This is a genomic window from Lentzea californiensis (genome assembly GCF_024648825.1).
In the GTDB taxonomy this organism is placed as follows: Bacteria; Actinomycetota; Actinomycetes; order Mycobacteriales; family Pseudonocardiaceae; genus Lentzea; species Lentzea californiensis.
The window spans coordinates 1,437,741-1,454,579 of sequence record NZ_JANBBE010000001.1 but is presented as its reverse complement, the minus strand read 5'-3'; the positions used below and the strand labels follow the sequence as shown (position 1 = coordinate 1,454,579).

Annotated in this window: 17 protein-coding genes; 6 read left to right on the top strand and 11 right to left on the bottom strand. The window is 69.1% G+C overall.

All coding sequences use genetic code 11. The features are described 5' to 3' along the window. Position 1: 1 nt before the first annotated feature. Genes LX88_RS07570 through LX88_RS07555 form a run of 4 tightly spaced genes read left to right on the top strand, consistent with a single transcriptional unit; the run spans position 2 to position 4,280 of the window. On the top strand, positions 2-1,000 hold the full coding sequence (locus tag LX88_RS07570; protein WP_258947047.1) for a carbohydrate ABC transporter permease: 999 nt from the start codon (positions 2-4) through the stop codon (positions 998-1,000). Beyond that, complete coding sequence (locus tag LX88_RS07565) at positions 1,000-1,818, top strand: carbohydrate ABC transporter permease (protein ID WP_258947046.1); 819 nt, start codon at positions 1,000-1,002, stop codon at positions 1,816-1,818. The genes LX88_RS07570 and LX88_RS07565 overlap by 1 nt, the downstream gene beginning before the upstream one ends. Before the next feature lie 3 nt (positions 1,819-1,821). After that, entirely contained in the window at positions 1,822-3,240 is a 1,419-nt protein-coding gene (locus LX88_RS07560) for a glycoside hydrolase family 3 protein (RefSeq protein WP_258947045.1), read from the top strand. Further along, positions 3,237-4,280 carry an SIS domain-containing protein gene (locus LX88_RS07555; RefSeq protein WP_258947044.1) on the top strand — a complete coding sequence of 348 codons (1,044 nt, stop codon included), beginning with the start codon at positions 3,237-3,239 and terminating at the stop codon, positions 4,278-4,280. The genes LX88_RS07560 and LX88_RS07555 overlap by 4 nt, the downstream gene beginning before the upstream one ends. An 80-nt stretch (positions 4,281-4,360) precedes the next feature. On the opposite strand, the gene nagA is transcribed toward LX88_RS07555, so the two are convergent. After that, a complete protein-coding gene (gene nagA / locus LX88_RS07550; RefSeq protein ID WP_258947043.1) occupies positions 4,361-5,560 on the bottom strand; it encodes an N-acetylglucosamine-6-phosphate deacetylase in 1,200 nt (399 codons plus the stop codon). A gap of 188 nt (positions 5,561-5,748) precedes the next feature. Here nagA and LX88_RS07545 point away from each other — a divergent pair, with 188 nt between their 5' ends. Next, the gene (locus LX88_RS07545; protein ID WP_258947042.1) at positions 5,749-6,423 is read left to right on the top strand and encodes a FadR/GntR family transcriptional regulator; all 675 of its coding nucleotides are present in this window, start codon (positions 5,749-5,751) and stop codon (positions 6,421-6,423) included. Here the strand turns inward: LX88_RS07545 and LX88_RS07540 are convergent. Next, the gene (locus LX88_RS07540) at positions 6,409-7,287 is read right to left on the bottom strand and encodes a LysR family transcriptional regulator (RefSeq protein ID WP_258947041.1); all 879 of its coding nucleotides are present in this window, start codon (positions 7,285-7,287) and stop codon (positions 6,409-6,411) included. The genes LX88_RS07545 and LX88_RS07540 overlap by 15 nt on opposite strands. Positions 7,288-7,358: 71 nt before the next feature. On the opposite strand from LX88_RS07540, the gene dapA reads away from it, so the two are divergent. After that, a complete protein-coding gene (gene dapA, locus LX88_RS07535; protein ID WP_258947040.1) occupies positions 7,359-8,219 on the top strand; it encodes a 4-hydroxy-tetrahydrodipicolinate synthase in 861 nt (286 codons plus the stop codon). Here dapA and LX88_RS07530 read toward each other — a convergent pair. Genes LX88_RS07530 through LX88_RS07490 form a run of 9 tightly spaced genes read right to left on the bottom strand, consistent with a single transcriptional unit; the run spans position 8,216 to position 16,798 of the window. Beyond that, positions 8,216-9,046: an amidohydrolase family protein gene (locus tag LX88_RS07530; protein ID WP_258947039.1), complete on the bottom strand. Its 831-nt coding sequence runs from the start codon at positions 9,044-9,046 to the stop codon at positions 8,216-8,218. The genes dapA and LX88_RS07530 overlap by 4 nt on opposite strands. Continuing rightward, positions 9,043-9,999 carry an aldo/keto reductase gene (locus LX88_RS07525; RefSeq protein ID WP_258947038.1) on the bottom strand — a complete coding sequence of 319 codons (957 nt, stop codon included), beginning with the start codon at positions 9,997-9,999 and terminating at the stop codon, positions 9,043-9,045. The genes LX88_RS07530 and LX88_RS07525 overlap by 4 nt, the downstream gene beginning before the upstream one ends. Further along, positions 9,996-10,307: an L-rhamnose mutarotase gene (locus LX88_RS07520; protein WP_258947635.1), complete on the bottom strand. Its 312-nt coding sequence runs from the start codon at positions 10,305-10,307 to the stop codon at positions 9,996-9,998. Before LX88_RS07520 ends, LX88_RS07525 begins: the two co-directional genes overlap by 4 nt. 3 nt (positions 10,308-10,310) lie before the next feature. Next, complete coding sequence (locus tag LX88_RS07515) at positions 10,311-11,327, bottom strand: ABC transporter permease (protein ID WP_258947037.1); 1,017 nt, start codon at positions 11,325-11,327, stop codon at positions 10,311-10,313. Beyond that, on the bottom strand, positions 11,324-12,826 hold the full coding sequence (locus LX88_RS07510; protein WP_258947036.1) for a sugar ABC transporter ATP-binding protein: 1,503 nt from the start codon (positions 12,824-12,826) through the stop codon (positions 11,324-11,326). The genes LX88_RS07515 and LX88_RS07510 overlap by 4 nt, the downstream gene beginning before the upstream one ends. Beyond that, positions 12,826-13,860 (bottom strand): sugar ABC transporter substrate-binding protein, encoded by a 1,035-nt coding sequence (locus tag LX88_RS07505; RefSeq protein ID WP_258947035.1) that lies wholly within the window; start codon positions 13,858-13,860, stop codon positions 12,826-12,828. Before LX88_RS07505 ends, LX88_RS07510 begins: the two co-directional genes overlap by 1 nt. 14 nt (positions 13,861-13,874) lie before the next feature. Then, a complete protein-coding gene (locus LX88_RS07500; protein ID WP_258947034.1) occupies positions 13,875-14,627 on the bottom strand; it encodes an SDR family NAD(P)-dependent oxidoreductase in 753 nt (250 codons plus the stop codon). Next, positions 14,620-15,939 (bottom strand): enolase C-terminal domain-like protein, encoded by a 1,320-nt coding sequence (locus LX88_RS07495; RefSeq protein WP_258947033.1) that lies wholly within the window; start codon positions 15,937-15,939, stop codon positions 14,620-14,622. The genes LX88_RS07500 and LX88_RS07495 overlap by 8 nt, the downstream gene beginning before the upstream one ends. Positions 15,940-15,943: 4 nt before the next feature. After that, complete coding sequence (locus LX88_RS07490) at positions 15,944-16,798, bottom strand: fumarylacetoacetate hydrolase family protein (protein ID WP_258947032.1); 855 nt, start codon at positions 16,796-16,798, stop codon at positions 15,944-15,946. Positions 16,799-16,839 lie beyond the last annotated feature (41 nt).

Here is a 16,839-nt window from a genome sequence, read left to right as displayed (position 1 = left end):
GATGACGGCCGTCGAAACGACCGAAACGGCAGCGCCGGCAGGGGACATCCCTCCGGCGCTGCCGCCTGCCGTGACGGGCGGGGCGCACAAGCGCCGCCGCCGGGGCAGTGCCTTCGACCGGGCGCTGCCCTACCTGCTGCTCGCTCCCGCTCTCATCGCGATCCTCTGGCTGATCGGCTGGCCGGTGGTCTCCGTCTTCGTGACGAGCTTCCGCCAGCTGAACCTCGGCGAGCTCGTTCGCGGCGAGGTCGTGTGGACGGGCATCGACAACTACGTGACGGTCCTGCAGGACGAGCGCTTCTGGGAAGTGTCGCTGCGGACCATCGTGTTCACCGTTTCCGTCGTCGTCGCCTCGGTGAGCGTGGGTCTCGGGATCGCGCTGCTGATGCGCGTGCTCACACCGTGGGTGCGAATCGCTCTGCAGATCGCGATGCTCTGCGCCTGGGCCATGCCGATCCTCGCGTCGACCACGGTCTACCAGTGGATGTTCGACCAGAACTACGGCATCTTGAACAAGACGCTGGTGCAGCTGGGGTTCGACTCCTTCGCCGGCTACTCGTGGTTCTCCTCCGGCACGTCGACGCTGTCCGTCGTCGGCCTGCTGATCATCTGGCAGGCGATCCCCTTCCTCGCCTTCTCGCTCTACGCAGGGCTCGTCGGCATCCCGCGCGACCTCTACGAGGCGGCGGGCATCGACGGCGCCACGGGCTGGCAGACGTTCCGCGCGGTGACGTGGCCGGAGATCCGGTCGCTGCTGATGATGGTGACGTTCCTGTCGACGTTGTGGGACTTCAAGGTCTTCGCCCAGATCTGGGTGTTCCGCGAGGGCGGTCCCAGCGGTGAGAGCACGACGCTGCCGGTGTTGCAGTACCTGGAAGGCATCGCGAAGAGCCACTTCGGCGTCGCGGCCGCGATCTCCGTGCTGATGATGGTCATCCTCGGCCTGATCACGTTCCAGTACCTGCGCAAGCTGCTGCAGACCGAGGAGGGCAAGCTCTGATGCTCAAGAAGTCTGCTGCGAACTTCACAGGAATCGCACTGGCGTTGTTCTTCATCTTCCCGACGTACTGGATGGTCACGTCGGCGCTGAAGCCCAAGGGCACGACGATCACGTCGGACTACGACCTGATCCCGTTCTCGGTGACGTTCACGAACTTCGTGACGGCGTGGACGAAGCCCGGCTTCCTGTCCTCGCTCGGCAACAGCCTCCTGGTGACGCTGACCGCGGTCGTCGCCGCGATCGTCATCGGCATCACCGCGGCGGTCGCCATGTCGCGCTTCGCCTTCCGCGGCCGCAAGAGCTTCTTGCTGCTGATGCTGGTCGCGCAGATGGCGCCGTTCGAGGCGTTGCTGATCCCGATGTTCCTGATGATGCGGGACCTGCAGCTCTACGAACACCTCTCGTCGCTGATCCTCGTGTACTTCGCGGTGACGCTGCCGTTCTGCGCGTGGACGTTGCGCGGGTTCGTCAACGGCATCCCGATCGAGCTCGAAGAGGCCGCGATGGTCGACGGCTGCGGCCGTTGGGGCGCGTTCCAGAAGGTGACCCTGCCCCTGCTGGGGCCGGGCCTCGTGGCCACCTCGGTGTTCGCGTTCATCACCGCGTGGAACGAGTTCCTCTTCGCCAAGGTGCTGATCCGCAGCCAGGACAGCGAAACGCTGCCCGTGTGGCTGTCCGGGTTCCAGACCGCGTTCGGCACCGACTGGGGTGGCGCGATGGCCGCGTCCGTCCTGTTCACCGTGCCCGCGCTGGTGTTCTTCCTGATCGTGCAACGCAAGATGGTCGCCGGCGTCACCGCCGGTGCAGTGAAGGGATGACGCGTGGATCAGTTGGCCGCTGCCGTTCTGCTTCCCGGCTTCACCGGAACGACCGCCCCCGACTGGTTGCTGCGGCGGGTCGCTGACGGTCTCGGCGGCGTTGTGCTCTTCGGGCGCAACGTCGTCGACGACGCCCAGGTGACCGAGTTGTGCACCGAACTGCGTTCGGTGCGCCCGGACGTGGTGATCGGCATCGACGAGGAGGGCGGCGACGTCACGCGTCTCGACGCGGGCCGCGGCTCCGAGGTGCCGGGCAACCACGCCCTGGGTGCGGCGGACGACCTGGACCTCACGCGCTCGGTGGCCGCGTCCATCGGCGCGCGACTGGCGAAGTGCGGGATCTCGCTGAACCTCGCTCCGTCCGCCGACCTGGTGCTGACGCTGGACGACCCGATCATCGGCGTCCGCGCGTTCGGCTCCGACCCGGTGCTGGCCGCCCGGCACGTCGCCGCGTGGGTCGAGGGTCTGCAGGCCGTGGGCGTCGCCGCCTGCGCCAAGCACTTCCCCGGCCACGGAGCGTCCACTGAGGACTCCCACGAGCAGCTCCCGGTGCTTCCGCGCACCGAGGAGCAACTGCGCGCCGTGGAGCTCGTCCCGTTCCGGGCGGCCGTGAACGCGGGCGTCCGCTCGATCATGACCGGCCACCTCGTGATCCCCGAGTGGGGTCCGGCACCGGTGACGCTGAACAAGCACGCCATCGACCTGCTGCGCACCGAGCTGGGCTTCACCGGCGCGGTGATCACCGACGGGCTGGACATGAAGGCGGTGGGCGGCGACCTGGCCGTCGGCGCCGTCCGTGCCCTGGCCGCCGGCGTGGACTCGTTGTGCCTGGGCGGCATGGCCCTGGACGACGACGACCTGCAGTGGCTGATCGACTCGATCGTCGCGGCCGTGAAGTCCGGCGACCTGTCCGAGGAGCGCCTGACCCAGGCAGCCGCGCGCTCGCTGGCGCTGGGCCTCCCGCCGACCACCGTCGACGCCCACGACGCCGAGATCGGTCTCACAGCCGCCCGACGCGCTGTTTCCGCACGTGGCCGGGTTAGTGTCGGTGCGGACCCGGTGGTCGTCGACCTGGTGGTGGACTCCTCGATCGCGGTCGGCGACGTCCCGTGGGGCCTCGGCCCGTACCTCAGGGAAGTCCTTCCGGGCACCGAAGTGATCGCCGCACGCGACATCTCGGCTGAAGAAGTTGCGGAAGTCGCAGGTGACCGCACGATTGTGGTCGTCACGCGCGACGCCCACCGCCACTCCGGCGCTCGACAACTGGTAACAAACTTAACTAATCTGCAGCTGGACGTGGTGCACGTCGAAACCGGCGTGCCGGGTCCGGACCTGGGCAGCGTCGCCCGCATCGACACCCACGGCGGTTCTCGGGTGAGCCTCCGAGCCGCGGCCGAGCTGATCCTGAAAGGCACGACATGACCACGCCCCAGCCAGGCCGGCACATGGCAGCGGAGATCGCCGCGCAGCCGTCGATCTTCGCCGACCTCTACGACTCGCGGTCCACGATCGCCGAGGTGGCCGCCGTGATCCGCGAGCGCGCGCCGCGCTTCGTGCTCTTCGCGGCCCGCGGTTCCAGCGACCACGCCGCGATCTACGCGAAGTACCTGACCGAGATCCTGCTCCAGCTCCCCGCCGGTCTGGTCTCCGCGTCCACCACGACCCTGTACGGCGCGGAGCCCGACCTGCGCGACGTCCTGCTGGTCACGGTCTCCCAGTCGGGCGGCTCGCCCGACCTGCTGGAGGTCACCGCCGCCTACCGCAGGCGTGGCGCCCTGACCGTGGCCGTGACCAACACGGCGAACTCCCCGCTGAACGCGGCCGCCGAACTCTCGGTGGACGTGTCGGCGGGTGTCGAGCACGCGGTGGCCGCCACCAAGACCTACTCGGCCACGCTGCTGGCCCTCTACCTGCTGATCGACGCGGTCCGCGGCGGCAACGGCGAGGCGGCGGCGTCGCTGGGCGAGCTCGCCCAGGTGACCCTCGACCAGTCGGCGCCGACCGTCGACGAGGCCGTGCGCCGCTACCGCTTCGTGGACCGCGTCCTCACCACGGGCCGCGGTTACTCCTACGCGACGGCGCTCGAGGCGTCCCTCAAGCTCGCGGAGACGTCGTACCTGGCTGCCCGCGCCTACAGCGGCGCCGACCTGCTGCACGGCCCGGTGGCCGCGGTGGACGGCGAGACCGCGGTCCTGGCCGTCACGTCACTGGGCAAGGGCGGCGACTCGCTGCGCGACGCCCTGGACGTGGTGCACCAGCGCGGTGCCGACGTCGTGGCCGTCGGCTCGGCCTCGGAGAAGGTGGGGGCGACGCTCGCCATCGCCATCCCCGAGACCGCCGAGGAAGTGGCGCCGGTGCTGGAGATCCTGCCCGTGCAGCGCCTGGCCCACGGCCTGGCACTGGCCCGCGGCGGCGACCCGGACAGCCCGCGCGGCCTGAACAAGGTCACGCGCACCCGCTAACGGGTGATTTTTCCGCCACGCGGGGTCCCTACGTACCGCAAGAAGGTACGTAGGGACCCCGCGTGACTTTTGCTGCGTGACTATTGCCCTGCTGTGGCGTAGCTTGCCGCGACTCGCGCCACCGGCGCTTCGGCGTCGAACACGACCCGGCCGTCGACCCAGACCTTCTTGGGCCGCAGGTCGTCGTCCCACCACACCAGGTCCGCGACGGCACCCGGTGCGAGCCTGCCGAGACCGGACTCGCCGATGACCTCGGCGGGCACGATCGTCGCCGACGCCAGCGCGTCCGCGACCGGAACACCCACGGACACGATGTTCCGCACCGCGCGGTCGAGCGTGAGCGCGGAACCCGCGATCGTGCCCTCCGGCGACCGGGGCACCCCGTCCTCGGTGAGCAGCACGTCCGCCCCTCCGAGGTGGTAGCGCCCCGGCGGCATCCCCGCGGCGGCGACGGCGTCCGTCACCAGCGCGACCCGTGCCCCGGCGGCGTTGAACACGAGGCGGCACACGTCCGGGCCCACGTGGGCCAGGTCCGCGATGAGCCCGAGGGTGAAGCGCTCGTCCACCAGCGCCACCCCGGGAACTCCCGGCTCGCGATGCCCCAGCGGACGCTGGGCGTTGAACAGGTGCGTCACCATGCGGGCACCCGCGTCGGCGGCGGCGCGGGTCTGCTCACCCGTGGCGTCGGAATGGCCCACCGCGACGAGCACGCCGGCCTCGACGAGACGGCGGACCGCCTCCAGACCACCGGGCTGTTCGGGAGCCATCGTCACCATCCGCAGGGCGCGGCGGATCAGCTCGTCGTCGAGCAGGGCCGAGATCTGGTCTGGACCAGGCGCGACCATGAACGACGGGTCGTGCACCCCTGCCCGTTTGGGCGACAGGAAGGGGCCTTCCAGGTGCACGCCGAGAGGGCGGGCACCTACTCCGTCCGGTAGAGCGGCGGATGCGGCCAGGACCGCCCGCGTCTGCCTCAAGATCACGTCGACCGGTGCGGTGATCAACGTGGGCAAGAACCGGGTCACACCGGTGGACGGCAGAGCTTCGGCCACGGCACGCATTCCGGCGGCGTCCACCTCGGCGAAGTCGACGCCTACGGCGCCGTTCACCTGCACGTCGACCAGGCCCGGTGTCAGCAGGCCGTCGGACAGGACCTCCGCGCCGGGTGGTGCTTCACCGGTGGTCACCTCGACGATGCGGCCGTCCCTGATCCGCACCGAGGCAGGACCGACGATCGTGCGACCGAGCAATGCGCGCGGTGCTGCGACAACGGCGTCCAAGATCCCTCCTTGAATGGTCCAGACCATTATGGCCACAACAGAGGTCCGCGTCACCCTTCGTTAAGAGATAACCATCTTACATCCGACTTGGTGAATAGGCTCCGAAAGACCGGGATGGCACGAAGATGACCATCCGTGGCGCATACTGACCCCCAGACATCCGAGGTCTACGACGAGTTGAGGGTGCTGTGGCAGTCACCGACGATGCGATCCTGCGCGTCAAGGAGATGATCGTTTCGGGCGAACTCAAGCCCGGCGACCGCCTCCCGCGTGAGGCTGACCTGGCAGAACGCCTCGGCCTGTCGCGCAACTCGCTGCGCGAGGCCGTGAAGGCCCTGTCACTCGTCCGGGTGTTGGACGTCCGCCAGGGCGACGGCACGTACGTCTCCTCACTCAGGGCCGACGACCTGCTCGGCGCGCTTTCCTTCGTGCTCGACCTGCACCGCGGCGAAGATTCGGTGCTGGAAGTTCTCCAGGTGCGCCGCATCCTCGAGCCCGCGGCGGCCGCGATGGCCGCCCAGCGCGTCGACCAGGAAGAGATCATCAAGCTCCGCGCCCTCTGCGACGCCGCCGAAAGCGCCAAGTCCGTGGAGGAACTGGTCGAGCACGACCTCGACTTCCACCGCGCCATCGCCCAGTGCTCGGGCAACGCCTACCTGGCCCAGCTCCTCGACACGCTGGCCGGCCCGACGGTCCGCGTCCGCATCTGGCGCGGCATCACCCAGTCGAACGCCGTGGACCGCACGGTGGCCGAGCACCGCGCCATTGTGGACGCGCTCGCCGCGCACCAGCCGGAACTCGCGCGCAGCTGGTCCACTGTGCACGTGGCCGGCGTGGAGCAGTGGCTGTCAGACCTGGCGTAGCTGCTCCAGCACCGCGCGCACCGCGGGCTGCCCGTCAGCCCTGTTCCGCACCACGGCCGAGACCGTCCGGAACACCTGCTGCGTCAACGGCCGCAACGCCACCCCGGGCCGCCGCGCCACGGACGGCACCAGGGCGACCCCCAGCCCGGCCTCGACCAGCCCGCACATCACCCCGAAGTCGTCGCAGTAGGCCTGTGCGCGAGGCACGAACCCGGCGGCACCGCACGCCCGCTGGGTCAGCTCGTGGCACGACGCGTCGGTGCGCGGCATGATCCACGGCCGGTCGGCCAGCACGGCGAGGTCGACGGAATCCTGCTGCACCAACGGATCGCTCAACGGCAGCGCCACGTTCACCGGTTCCACGAACAGCTCGAACGACTCGCAGGACGTGGGCAGCGAGCGCGGCATGATGTTGTACGAGTGGATCACCGCGATGTCGATGTCCCCGCGCCGCAACGCGGGCAGTGACGCCTCGGGCTCCATCTCGTGCACGAAAAGCTCCACATCGGACCCGTGTGCCGACCGCAGCACCTGGATCACGCGCGACAGCAGGGCGGCGACCGACACGAACGTCCCGACGCGCACGACGCCGGACACGGACGTGCGCAGCGACGCCAGGTCTGCCTCGGCGGCGGCGAGTTGGTCGAGGACGAGCTGTGTGTGTGCCGCCAGCACGTGCCCGGCGCGGGTCAGCGCCAGCCGGCGGCCCTCCCGTTCGACCAGGGCCACACCTGCCTCGCGTTCCAGCGCGGCCAGTTGCTGGGACACGGCCGGAGAGGTCACGTGCAGGGCCTCCGCAACGGCGGTGACCGTGCCGTGGACCGACAGGGCGTGGAGCAATCGAAGCCTTCGCACATCCAACACAAAGCTCAGCTTAACGTTCCGGACAGAACTTCTAACTGGAACTTTGCGAAGACTAGAGCCACGCTGGAGTCATGTTCGGACGAGTGCTCGTAGCGATGGTCACCCCGTTCACCCCCGACGGTGACCTGGACCTCAAGGGTGCGCAGGAGCTGGCGGCGCACCTCGTCGACAAGGGTGGCGCGGACGGGCTGGTCGTCAACGGCACGACCGGCGAGGCCCCCACCACCACGGACGCCGAGAAGGCGCAGATCATCAGGGCCGTCAAGGCGGCCGTCGGCGACCGCACGCAGATCCTCGCGGGCGTCGGCACCAACTCCACGCGCCACACCATCGAGCTCTCCCGCCAAGCCGAGGAGAACGGCGCCGACGGCCTGCTCGTCGTCACGCCGTACTACAGCAAGCCCACGCAGGAGGGCGTCGAGAACCACTTCAGGCAGGTGGCGGACGCCTCCGGCCTCCCGGCGCTGCTCTACGACATCCCCGGCCGCACCGGCACGGCGATCGAGACCGAGACGCTGCTCCGGCTCTCCGAGCACCCGCGGATCATCGGCGTGAAGGACTGCAAGGTCGACCTGCTCGCGACCGCGCGCGTGATCGCCGAGACCGGCCTCGACTTCTACTCCGGCAACGACGAGCTGATCCTGCCGCTGTACTCGATCGGCGGCGTCGGCACGGTCAGCACCATCGGTCACGTCGTCGGCAACGAGATCAAGGCGATGCTCGACGCCTACGACGAGGGCGACAACAAGGAAGCCCTGCGCCGCCATCAGGCGTTGCTGCCGGTGATCACCGCGATCATGACCCGCGAGCCCGGTGCCGTCGCCGTCAAGGCCGCGCTCAACCTGCTCGGCCTGCCGTCGGGCCCGGTCCGCGAACCGCTCGTCGGGGCCACGCCGAAGCTGATCAACGAGCTGAAGGCGCTGTTCGTTTAGAGCGCGTAGACCCGGCGAGCGGTTTCCGAGAAGATCGCGGCCTGCTCGCCGGGCGACAGCTCGGACACCAACTCCCGAGCCGCACCGAGCCACTCCTCGTAGGTGGCCGCCAGCAGGCACACGGGCCAGTCCGAGCCGAACATCAGCCGCTCAGGCCCGAACGCGTCCAGCACGACCTCGAAGTACGGCCGCAACGAAACCACGTCCCACGACTTCCAGTCGGCCTCGGTGACCAGGCCGGACAGCTTGCACGTCACGTTCTCGTGCGCCGCCAGCGCCCGGATCAGCTCCGCCCACTCCCCCGGATCCGACCCGATCGCGGGCTTCGAGCAGTGGTCCACCACGAACTCGACCTGGGGCAACGCCGCCACGGTCCGGCGCGCGGCCGGCATCTGGTGCGGCAGCGTCAGCAGCTCGTAGACCAGGCCATGAGCGCCCACCGCGGCGAGCCCGTGCCAGACGTCCTTGCGGCACAACCACTCCGGGTCCGGCTCACTCTGCACCTGGTGCCGGATCCCGCGCAACCACGAACCGTCGGGCCGATCCACCAACGCCGCCAGCTCGTCACCTGCGGCGGGCGACGTCAGATCGGTCCAGCCCACCACCGCGCCGACGACGCCCGAAGACGCGGCGATGGCCAAGAACTCCGGCGTCTCCTCAGCCACGCACACCGTCTGTACCAGCACGGATGCGGAGACTTCAGGTGCTGCGGCGACGAAGTCCGGTTCCAGGAACGACCGCCGGATCACGCCCATCGGCGGATCGGTGATCCAGTCCTGGTCCCGGACGGACAGGTCCCACAGGTGGTGGTGAGCGTCGACGATCACGGCGTCGGCACCTCCGGGTCGATGAGGTTCAACGCCTTCAGCTCGTTCCACAGGTCCTCGGGAATCGAGGCGGAGAAGTACGCGGCGTTGGCGGTCATCTGCTCCGCTGTCCGTGCGCCGACCACCACCGACACCACCGCGGGATGGCCCAGCGCGAACTGGATCGCCGCCTCGGGCAGCGTCACGCCGTGCCGTCCGCACACCCCCGCGATCGCCCGCGCCCGTTCCACCAGCTCAGAGGGTGCTTCCTCGTAGTTGTACTTCGCATCGGCGGCCACGTCCGGCTTCGACAGCAGCCCGGAGTTGAAGACCCCGCACGCCACCACGGAAACATCTCGTTCGACGCAGGCGGGCAGGAACGAGACGAGCGAGGGCTGCTCGAGCAACGTGTACCGGCCGGCCAGCATCACCACGTCGATGTCGGTCTCGCGGACGAACCGCTCCGGCATCTCCCATTGGTTCATGCCGACGCCGATGGCGCCCACGACACCCTGCGATCGCAGCTCCTCCAGTGCCGGGTAGGCCTCACCGAAAGCGGAAGCCCAGTGGTCGTCCGGGTCGTGGATGTAGACGATCTCCACCCGGTCGGTGCCCAGACGCTCCAAAGAGGACTCGATCGACCGCTTCACCCCGTCCGCCGAGTAGTCCCGCACCCGCCGGAAGTGCCGTGGCACCGCGAAACCCTCGTCGTCGAGGCCTTCGCCGCCGAACGGCTCCAGCAACCGCCCGACCTTCGTGGAGATCACGTACTCGTCGCGCGGCCGCCCGGCCAGGGCAACCCCGAGACGGCGCTCCGACAGCCCGAGCCCGTAGTGCGGCGCGGTATCGAAGTAGCGGACGCCGCTCTGCCACGCGGCTTCGACCGCGCCGAACGCCACCTCGTCGGACACCTCCCGGTAGAGGTTGCCGATCGGCGCGCCGCCGAAGCCAAGACGAGAAACAGCGACCTTCACGGCAGCTCCCACACGAGTCGCACAGCGGGTTCGGCGCCGGAGTAGTCGTCCTCGACCTCCAGCAGTTCGGCCATCTGAGCCTGCCACGGAACGTTGGCGGGGTGCTCGGCCAGATGGGCGCGCATCGCGCGGTAGTCACCCACCTCGACGAGGTGGAACAGCTCGCGCCCAGAACGCCAGATCCGCCACGACCACACCCCGGCCTCGCGCAGCGCCCCGTCCAGCTCCGCCGGGATCGTCGCGTGGATGCGGTCGTAGTCGGCCTCGCGCCCCTCGCGAAGCCGGGTGTGCAGCGCAACGGTCTCCACCACTCACTCCTGCTTCTGCCCGGTGGCGAACCGCGTCACGATCAACGCCAGGATGATCACCGCGCCGTACGAGGCCTTGATGTAGAAGCCGGAAACACCCTGCAACCGCAGGATCTGCTCCACGAGCCCCAGCATCAGCACGCCGGACAACGCGCCGAACAGCGTGCCCTTGCCGCCCTGCAACGAGATCCCGCCGATCACCGCGGCCGCGAAGACCTGGAAGATCATGCCCTCGCCCTGCGTGGCGGCCACGGACCCCAGTCGTCCCGTCATCAGGATGCCCGCGATCACGGCCAGCACCGAACCGATGATCAGCACGGTCCACACCACGCGGTCGACCCGGATGCCGGCGGCCCGCGCGGCCTCCGAGTTGCCGCCGATCGCGTACAGCGAACGGCCGGCACGCAGGTACTTCAGCACGAAGATGCCCGCCGCGTAACAGACGATGCAGATCCACACCGCCGCCGGCAGCCCGAGCCACGTCGTGGAACCCAGGTACAGGAACGACTCCGGCACGTCGATCAGCGACTTGCCCTCGGTGATCGCGAGCTGCAGACCGCGCAGCATCGTCAGCATGCCCAGCGTCACCATGAAGCCGGACAGCCCGACCTTGAGGATCAGGAACCCGTTCAGGCCACCGATCGCGACGCCGATCAGCAGGCACAACGGCAAGGCCAGCCACGCCGCGAACCCGACGTCCAGCCCACCGGCCGACGACGGGATGATCAACGCGACCGCCAGCGCGGGCGCGAGACCGACCGTCGACTCCAGCGACAGGTCCATCTTGCCGACGATCAGGATCATCGCCTGGCCCAGCACCAGCAACGACAGCTCGCTCTGCTGGGTCAGCACGGCGATCAGGTTGTTCGGCGTCAGGAAGATCGGCGACAGAATCGCCCCGATGATCAGCAGGAGGATGATCACCGGGACCAGCGCGAGGTCCTGGTACCGCGCCAGCCGGAACTTCTGCTTCTCCGCGGTAGCGGGCGCCGAGACGGTCGGTGTCATGGCCTTGGTCATTCCGAGCTCATTCCTTCAATCGCCGCAATGAGTTCCTGGTCGCGCCAGCCGCGTGCGAACTCCCGCACGACCTGGCCGTGGAACAGCACCAGGACACGGTCGCAGACCCGCAGGTCGTCGAGCTCGTCCGAGACGACGATCGCGGCCTTGCCCCGGCGCGCCTGCGCGTCGACGACCCCGAGCAGCGACTCCTTGGACTTCACGTCGACACCCGCGGTCGGGTTGATCAGCACCAGCACGGACGGGTCGCCGGCCAGAGCCCGCGCCATCACGACCTTCTGCTGGTTGCCGCCGGACAGGTCCGAGACCGGCTGGTCCGGACCGGCGGCCTTGACGTCGTAGGACGCGATCGCCGTGCTGCCGGCCGAGCGCTGGGCCGACGGCCACACGAACGCACCGGCCGTGCTCATCGTCGCGTTCTCCGCGATCGACAGGTCCAGCACGAGCCCCTGGTGGTGCCGATCCCGTGGCACGCAACCGATTCCAGCCTTCAGAGCAGCCGGAACGTCACCGCCGCGAACCGAAGCACCGTCCACCGAGATCGAGCCGGACGACGGCTTGCGCAGCCCGTAGACCGTTTCGGCGAACTCGTGCTTGCCCGACGACGCACTGCCCGCGAGCCCGATGACCTCGCCTTTCGTCGCCGACAGCGAGATGTCCGAGAAGTGGTCCCCGCTCAACGCCGACACGGTCAGCACTTCCTCGGCCGACGACGGCCTGTCATCGCCGCTGGGCACGTTCAGCCCGCCGGCCTCACCGGTCATCGCCTCGATCAGGTCGGGCTTCGACATCTCGGCCACCGGAGCGGTGACGATGTGCCGCGCGTCGCGGTAGACCGTCACCGTCTGGCAGACCTCGTAGACCTCCTGCAGGTGGTGGGAGATGAACAGGAACGTCACCCCCTTGTCCTGCAGCGACCTCATCCGGTCGAACAGCCGCTCGATCGCCGGGCCGTCGAGCTGCGCGGTCGGTTCGTCGAGGATCACGAACCGCGAGCCGATCGACAGTGCCCGCGCGATCTCGACGAGCTGACGCTGCTCGACGGTCAGCGTGGACACCAGCGAGTCCGGGTCGACCGCCACGTCGTAGGTCTCCAGCAGCGACGAAGCCTCCCGCCGCAGCTTCTTCCAGCTGATCAGGCCGCCGCCGAGGTCCTGCCGGTTGATGAACAGGTTCTCGGCGACCGAAAGCTCCGGCACGACCGTCGACTTCTGGTACACGCAGGCGACGTGCCGGCGCCACGCGGCGCTGTCGGCGACAGGTGGCGCGGGTTCGCCGAAGAAGCTGACCTCGCCCGCGTCCGGCGTCTGCATGCCGGTGAGGATCGAGACCAGGGTCGACTTGCCCGCGCCGTTGCGACCGACGAGCGCGTGCGACTCACCGGCCCGGATCTCGATGCCCACGTCGTCCAACGCGAGCGTGCGCCCGAACGTCTTCGTGACGCCACGCGCGGCTGCTGCCACATTGTCGGCACCGCCGACGGAAGCGAACTCGGTCATCAGATCTGGTTGCCCCAGAACGCCTTGTCGTCGACGTTCTCCTTGGTGATCAGCGGAGCCGGGAGCTGGTCCTCGAGACGGCCACCGCCGGTGTCCACGATGGTGGAGTCGTGGTCGGTCTTGCCGGGGGAGAACGTCCTGCCCTCGACAGCGGCCTTGGCGTAGAAGAGCGCCCACTGCGCGTAGAGGTCGGCCGGCTGCGAGACGGTCGCGTCGATCTCGCCCTTGCGGATCGCTTCCAGCTCCTGCGGGATGCCGTCGTTGGAGACGATGAAGATGTGCTTCGGGTCGGTCGGCGGGACGATCAGGTTCTTCTGCCGCAACACCTGCAGCGTCGGCGTGAGGAACGCGCCACCGGCCTGCATGTAGATGCCGTTGATGTCCGGGTGCTGGTTCAGACGGGTCTGCAGGGCCGCGGACGCCTTCGGGCCCTCCCAGTCGGTCGGCTCCTCGAACACCGTGATGCCGGGGTAGTTCTGCTTCATGCAGGCGGCGAACGCCTCGGAGCGGTCGCGGCCGTTGACCGACGCCAGTGCTCCCTGGAACTCCACGACCTTGCCCTTGCCACCGAGCTTGTCGCCGAGGAACTTGCAGGCCTTCTCGCCGTACGCCTTGTTGTCCGCACGGACGACCATGTAGGTCTTGCCCTTGTCGGGACGGGTGTCGACGGTGACGACGGGGATGTTCGCCTTCTCCAGGCGGTCCAGGGTGGACGCGATCGCGCCGGTGTCCTGCGGCGCCATGATGATCGCCTTGGCGCCCAGCGACTGCAGCGACTGGGCGTTGGCCACCAGGTTCTCGACCTTGTTCTGCGAGTTGGTGGGGTTCAGCAGGTTGACGCCGAGGTCCTTGGCCTTGTCCGGGAAGTACTTGATGTAGGAGTTCCAGAAGTCGGTGTCGGCGCGGGGGTGGTCGGCGCCGATCGGGCCGACGCCCCCGGCACCGGTACCGGCGGTACCACCGCCGCAGGCGGACAGTGTCAGTGCACCGGCGAGCGCGAGGCACACCGCGGCGGTGAGGTTGCGACGCTTCATCGTTGAATTGCCTTTCATGACTGCTGGGGACGCAAGCGCAGGCCGTGCATGCCACCGTCGACCGCGAGGATCGTGCCGGCGGTGGAACCCGAAAGCGGGCTCGCCAGGTAGGCGATGGCTCCCGCGACCTCATCGGCGGAGACGAGCCGGCCGTGCGGCTGGCGTGCCTCCAGCGCGGCTCGTTCGGCTGCCGGGTCCGGCGCCGAGTCGAGCAGACGGCCCACCCACGGGGTGTCCGCCGTGCCGGGTGCGACCGCGTTGACGCGAATGCCTTCACGGACGTGGTCGGCGGCCATCGCGAGCGTCAGCGAGTACACCGCGCCCTTGCTGGCCGAGTAGAGAGCGCGCTGCGGGAGCCCGGCCCAGGCAGCGATGGAGCAGGTGTTGACGATCGCCGCGGACGGCGAGTTCCGCAGGTGCGGCAGCGCGGCCCGCGAGACGCGGACCATGCCGAGCACGTTGACGTTGAGCACTTTGAGCCACTCGTCGTCGGAGTTGGCCGCCACGTCGCCCTGCGACCCGATGCCCGCGTTGTTCACCACGACGTCGAGCCGTCCGAACCGCTCGACGACCTCGTCGATGGCGGCCTTGACGCTCTCGTCGTCCGACACGTCCGCGCGGATCCCGGTGAGCGGGTCCTTCACGTCCGGGTTGAGGTCCAGCGCCACGGCCGTGGCACCGCGCGACGCCAGCAGGTTCGCCGTGGCCAGACCGATGCCGGACGCACCGCCCGTGACGACGGCGACGAGTCCTTCGAAGTCAGTCATCCTCGCCCTCCGAAGACAACACAGTCGTCCACACAGGACCATCGGGGTAGACGTAGTCGGCCAGCGTCTGTTCCTTGAGCTGGGCGGAGAACCCCGGCTCGGCCGGCGCCAGGTAGCGGCCGCGTTCGACCACGGCCGGATCCAGGAAGTGCTCGTGCAGGTGGTCGACCCACTCGATCACGCGCTCGCCGACCTCGCCGGAGACCGCGACGTAGTCGAAGAACGACAGGTGCCTGACCAGCTCGCACAGGCCGACGCCGCCGGCGTGCGGGCACACCGGGATGTCGAACTTCCTGGCCAGCAGCAGGATCGCGATGTTCTCGTTGACGCCCGCGACCCGGCAGGCGTCGAGCTGCAGCACGTCGATCGCGCCGGCCTGCAGCAGTTGTTTGAAGATCACGCGGTTCTGCACGTGCTCGCCGGTGGCGACCCTGATCGGGGCCAGCGCGTCGGCGATCGCGCGGTGCGCCAGCACGTCGTCCGGCGAGGTGGGCTCCTCGATCCAGTACGGGTTGTACGGCGCCAGTTCGCGCATCCAGCGCACGGCCGTGCCGACGTCCCAGCGCTGGTTCGCGTCGACCGCCACGCGGGTGTCCTCGCCGACGACCTCGCGGGCGAGCTTCATCCGGCGGACGTCGTCGTCGAGGCTGCCGCCGACCTTCAGCTTGATCATGTCGAAGCCGTCGGCGAGGGCCTGGCGGGCGAGTCCGGCGAGCTTCTCGTCGGAGTAGCCGAGCCAGCCCGGTGACGTCGTGTAGGCCGGGTAGCCGTCGCGGGCGATGGTCTCCGTGCGCTCGGCCTTGCCGTGCTCGACCTCGCGCAGGATCTGGAGCGCCTCGTCGGGCGTCAGCGCGTCGCTCAGGTACCGGAAGTCGACGAGGCTGACGATCTCCTCGGGGGTCATCCGGGCGAGGAACCGCCAGACCGGCAGCCCGGCGCGGCGGGCGGCGAGGTCCCAGGCCGCGTTGACGACGGCGCCGATCGCCATGTGCGCGACGCCCTTCTCGGGGCCGAGCCAGCGGATCTGCGAGTCGCCGATGAGCTCGAAGTACAGCTCCGCCAACGCTTTCGCGTCCTCCGGCACGTCCTTGCCGACGACGTGCGGTGCGAGCGCCTTGATGCCGGCGGCCTGCACGTCGTTGCCGCGGCCGATGGTGAACGCGAGCCCGTGCCCCTCGGGTCCCTCGTCGGTCCGCAGCACCACGTACGCGGCGCTGTAGTCCGGGTCGGGGTTCATCGCGTCGGAGCCGTCGAGCTCGCGCGAGGTCGGGAACCGGATGTCGAGGACGTCCAGCGCGGTGATCTTCGGCATGGGCTCAGGCCTGCCCGAGGATCTGGCGCTGCCTGCCGAGGCCCTCGATCTCGAGCTCCACCACGTCACCGGCGCGCAGGTACGGCTTCGGCTCCGGCTGGCCGAGCGCCACTCCAGCGGGTGTACCTGTGTTGATGACGTCACCCGGACGAAGGACAAGGAACTGGCTGAGGTAGCGCACGATCTCGCCGACCGGGAAGATCATGTTCTTGGTGGACGAGTTCTGCTTGATCTCGCCGTTCACCCAGAGCCGCATCTCCAGACTCTGTGGGTCGGTGATCTCATCGGCAGGCACGAGGAAGGGGCCGAGCGGGTTGAACGTCTCGCAGTTCTTGCCCTTGTCCCACGTGCCGCCGCGCTCGATCTGGAACTCGCGCTCGGAGACGTCGTGCGAGAGCACGTACGCGCCGACGCACGCCAGAGCGTCCTCTTCGGACTCCAGGTAGCGGGCTGTGCGCCCGATGACGACGCCGAGCTCGACCTCCCAGTCGGTCTTCACGGACCGGCGGGGCACGAGCACCTCGTCGTACGGGCCCACGATCGTGTCGGGCGTCTTGAGGAACATCACCGGCTCGCCCGGGATGTCCGCGCCGGTCTCCTCCGCGTGGTCGCGGTAGTTGAGGCCGATGCAGATGACCTTGCCCGGATGCGCGAGCGGCGCCCCGACCCGCACGTCCTCCGTGTTCAGGACCTCGAGCTCGCCGCTTTCGAGGGCGGCGCGCACGCGGTTGACGCCGTCGTTCGCGAGGAACGACCCGTCGATGTCCGGGGTGATCGGCAGGAGGTCGTATGTGGTCCCGTCGTCGGTCCTGACTGCAGGACGCTCGTCACCGACCGGCCCGAGGCGCAAGAACTGCACGGCCGTTCCTCCTCTGCTCACACCTACGAAATACATCGGAT

What these genes read in the sequence shown, in the direction of transcription:
- LX88_RS07570 (WP_258947047.1), top strand. Translation starts at nt 2, where the DNA reads ATGACGGCCGTCGAAACGACCGAAACGGCAGCGCCGGCAGGGGACATC.
- LX88_RS07565 (WP_258947046.1), top strand. Translation starts at nt 1,000, where the DNA reads ATGCTCAAGAAGTCTGCTGCGAACTTCACAGGAATCGCACTGGCGTTG.
- LX88_RS07555 (WP_258947044.1), top strand. Translation starts at nt 3,237, where the DNA reads ATGACCACGCCCCAGCCAGGCCGGCACATGGCAGCGGAGATCGCCGCG.
- dapA (WP_258947040.1), top strand. Translation starts at nt 7,359, where the DNA reads ATGTTCGGACGAGTGCTCGTAGCGATGGTCACCCCGTTCACCCCCGAC.
- LX88_RS07515 (WP_258947037.1), bottom strand. Translation starts at nt 11,327, where the DNA reads ATGACCAAGGCCATGACACCGACCGTCTCGGCGCCCGCTACCGCGGAG.
- LX88_RS07510 (WP_258947036.1), bottom strand. Translation starts at nt 12,826, where the DNA reads ATGACCGAGTTCGCTTCCGTCGGCGGTGCCGACAATGTGGCAGCAGCC.
- LX88_RS07505 (WP_258947035.1), bottom strand. Translation starts at nt 13,860, where the DNA reads ATGAAGCGTCGCAACCTCACCGCCGCGGTGTGCCTCGCGCTCGCCGGT.
- LX88_RS07500 (WP_258947034.1), bottom strand. Translation starts at nt 14,627, where the DNA reads ATGACTGACTTCGAAGGACTCGTCGCCGTCGTCACGGGCGGTGCGTCC.
- LX88_RS07495 (WP_258947033.1), bottom strand. Translation starts at nt 15,939, where the DNA reads ATGCCGAAGATCACCGCGCTGGACGTCCTCGACATCCGGTTCCCGACC.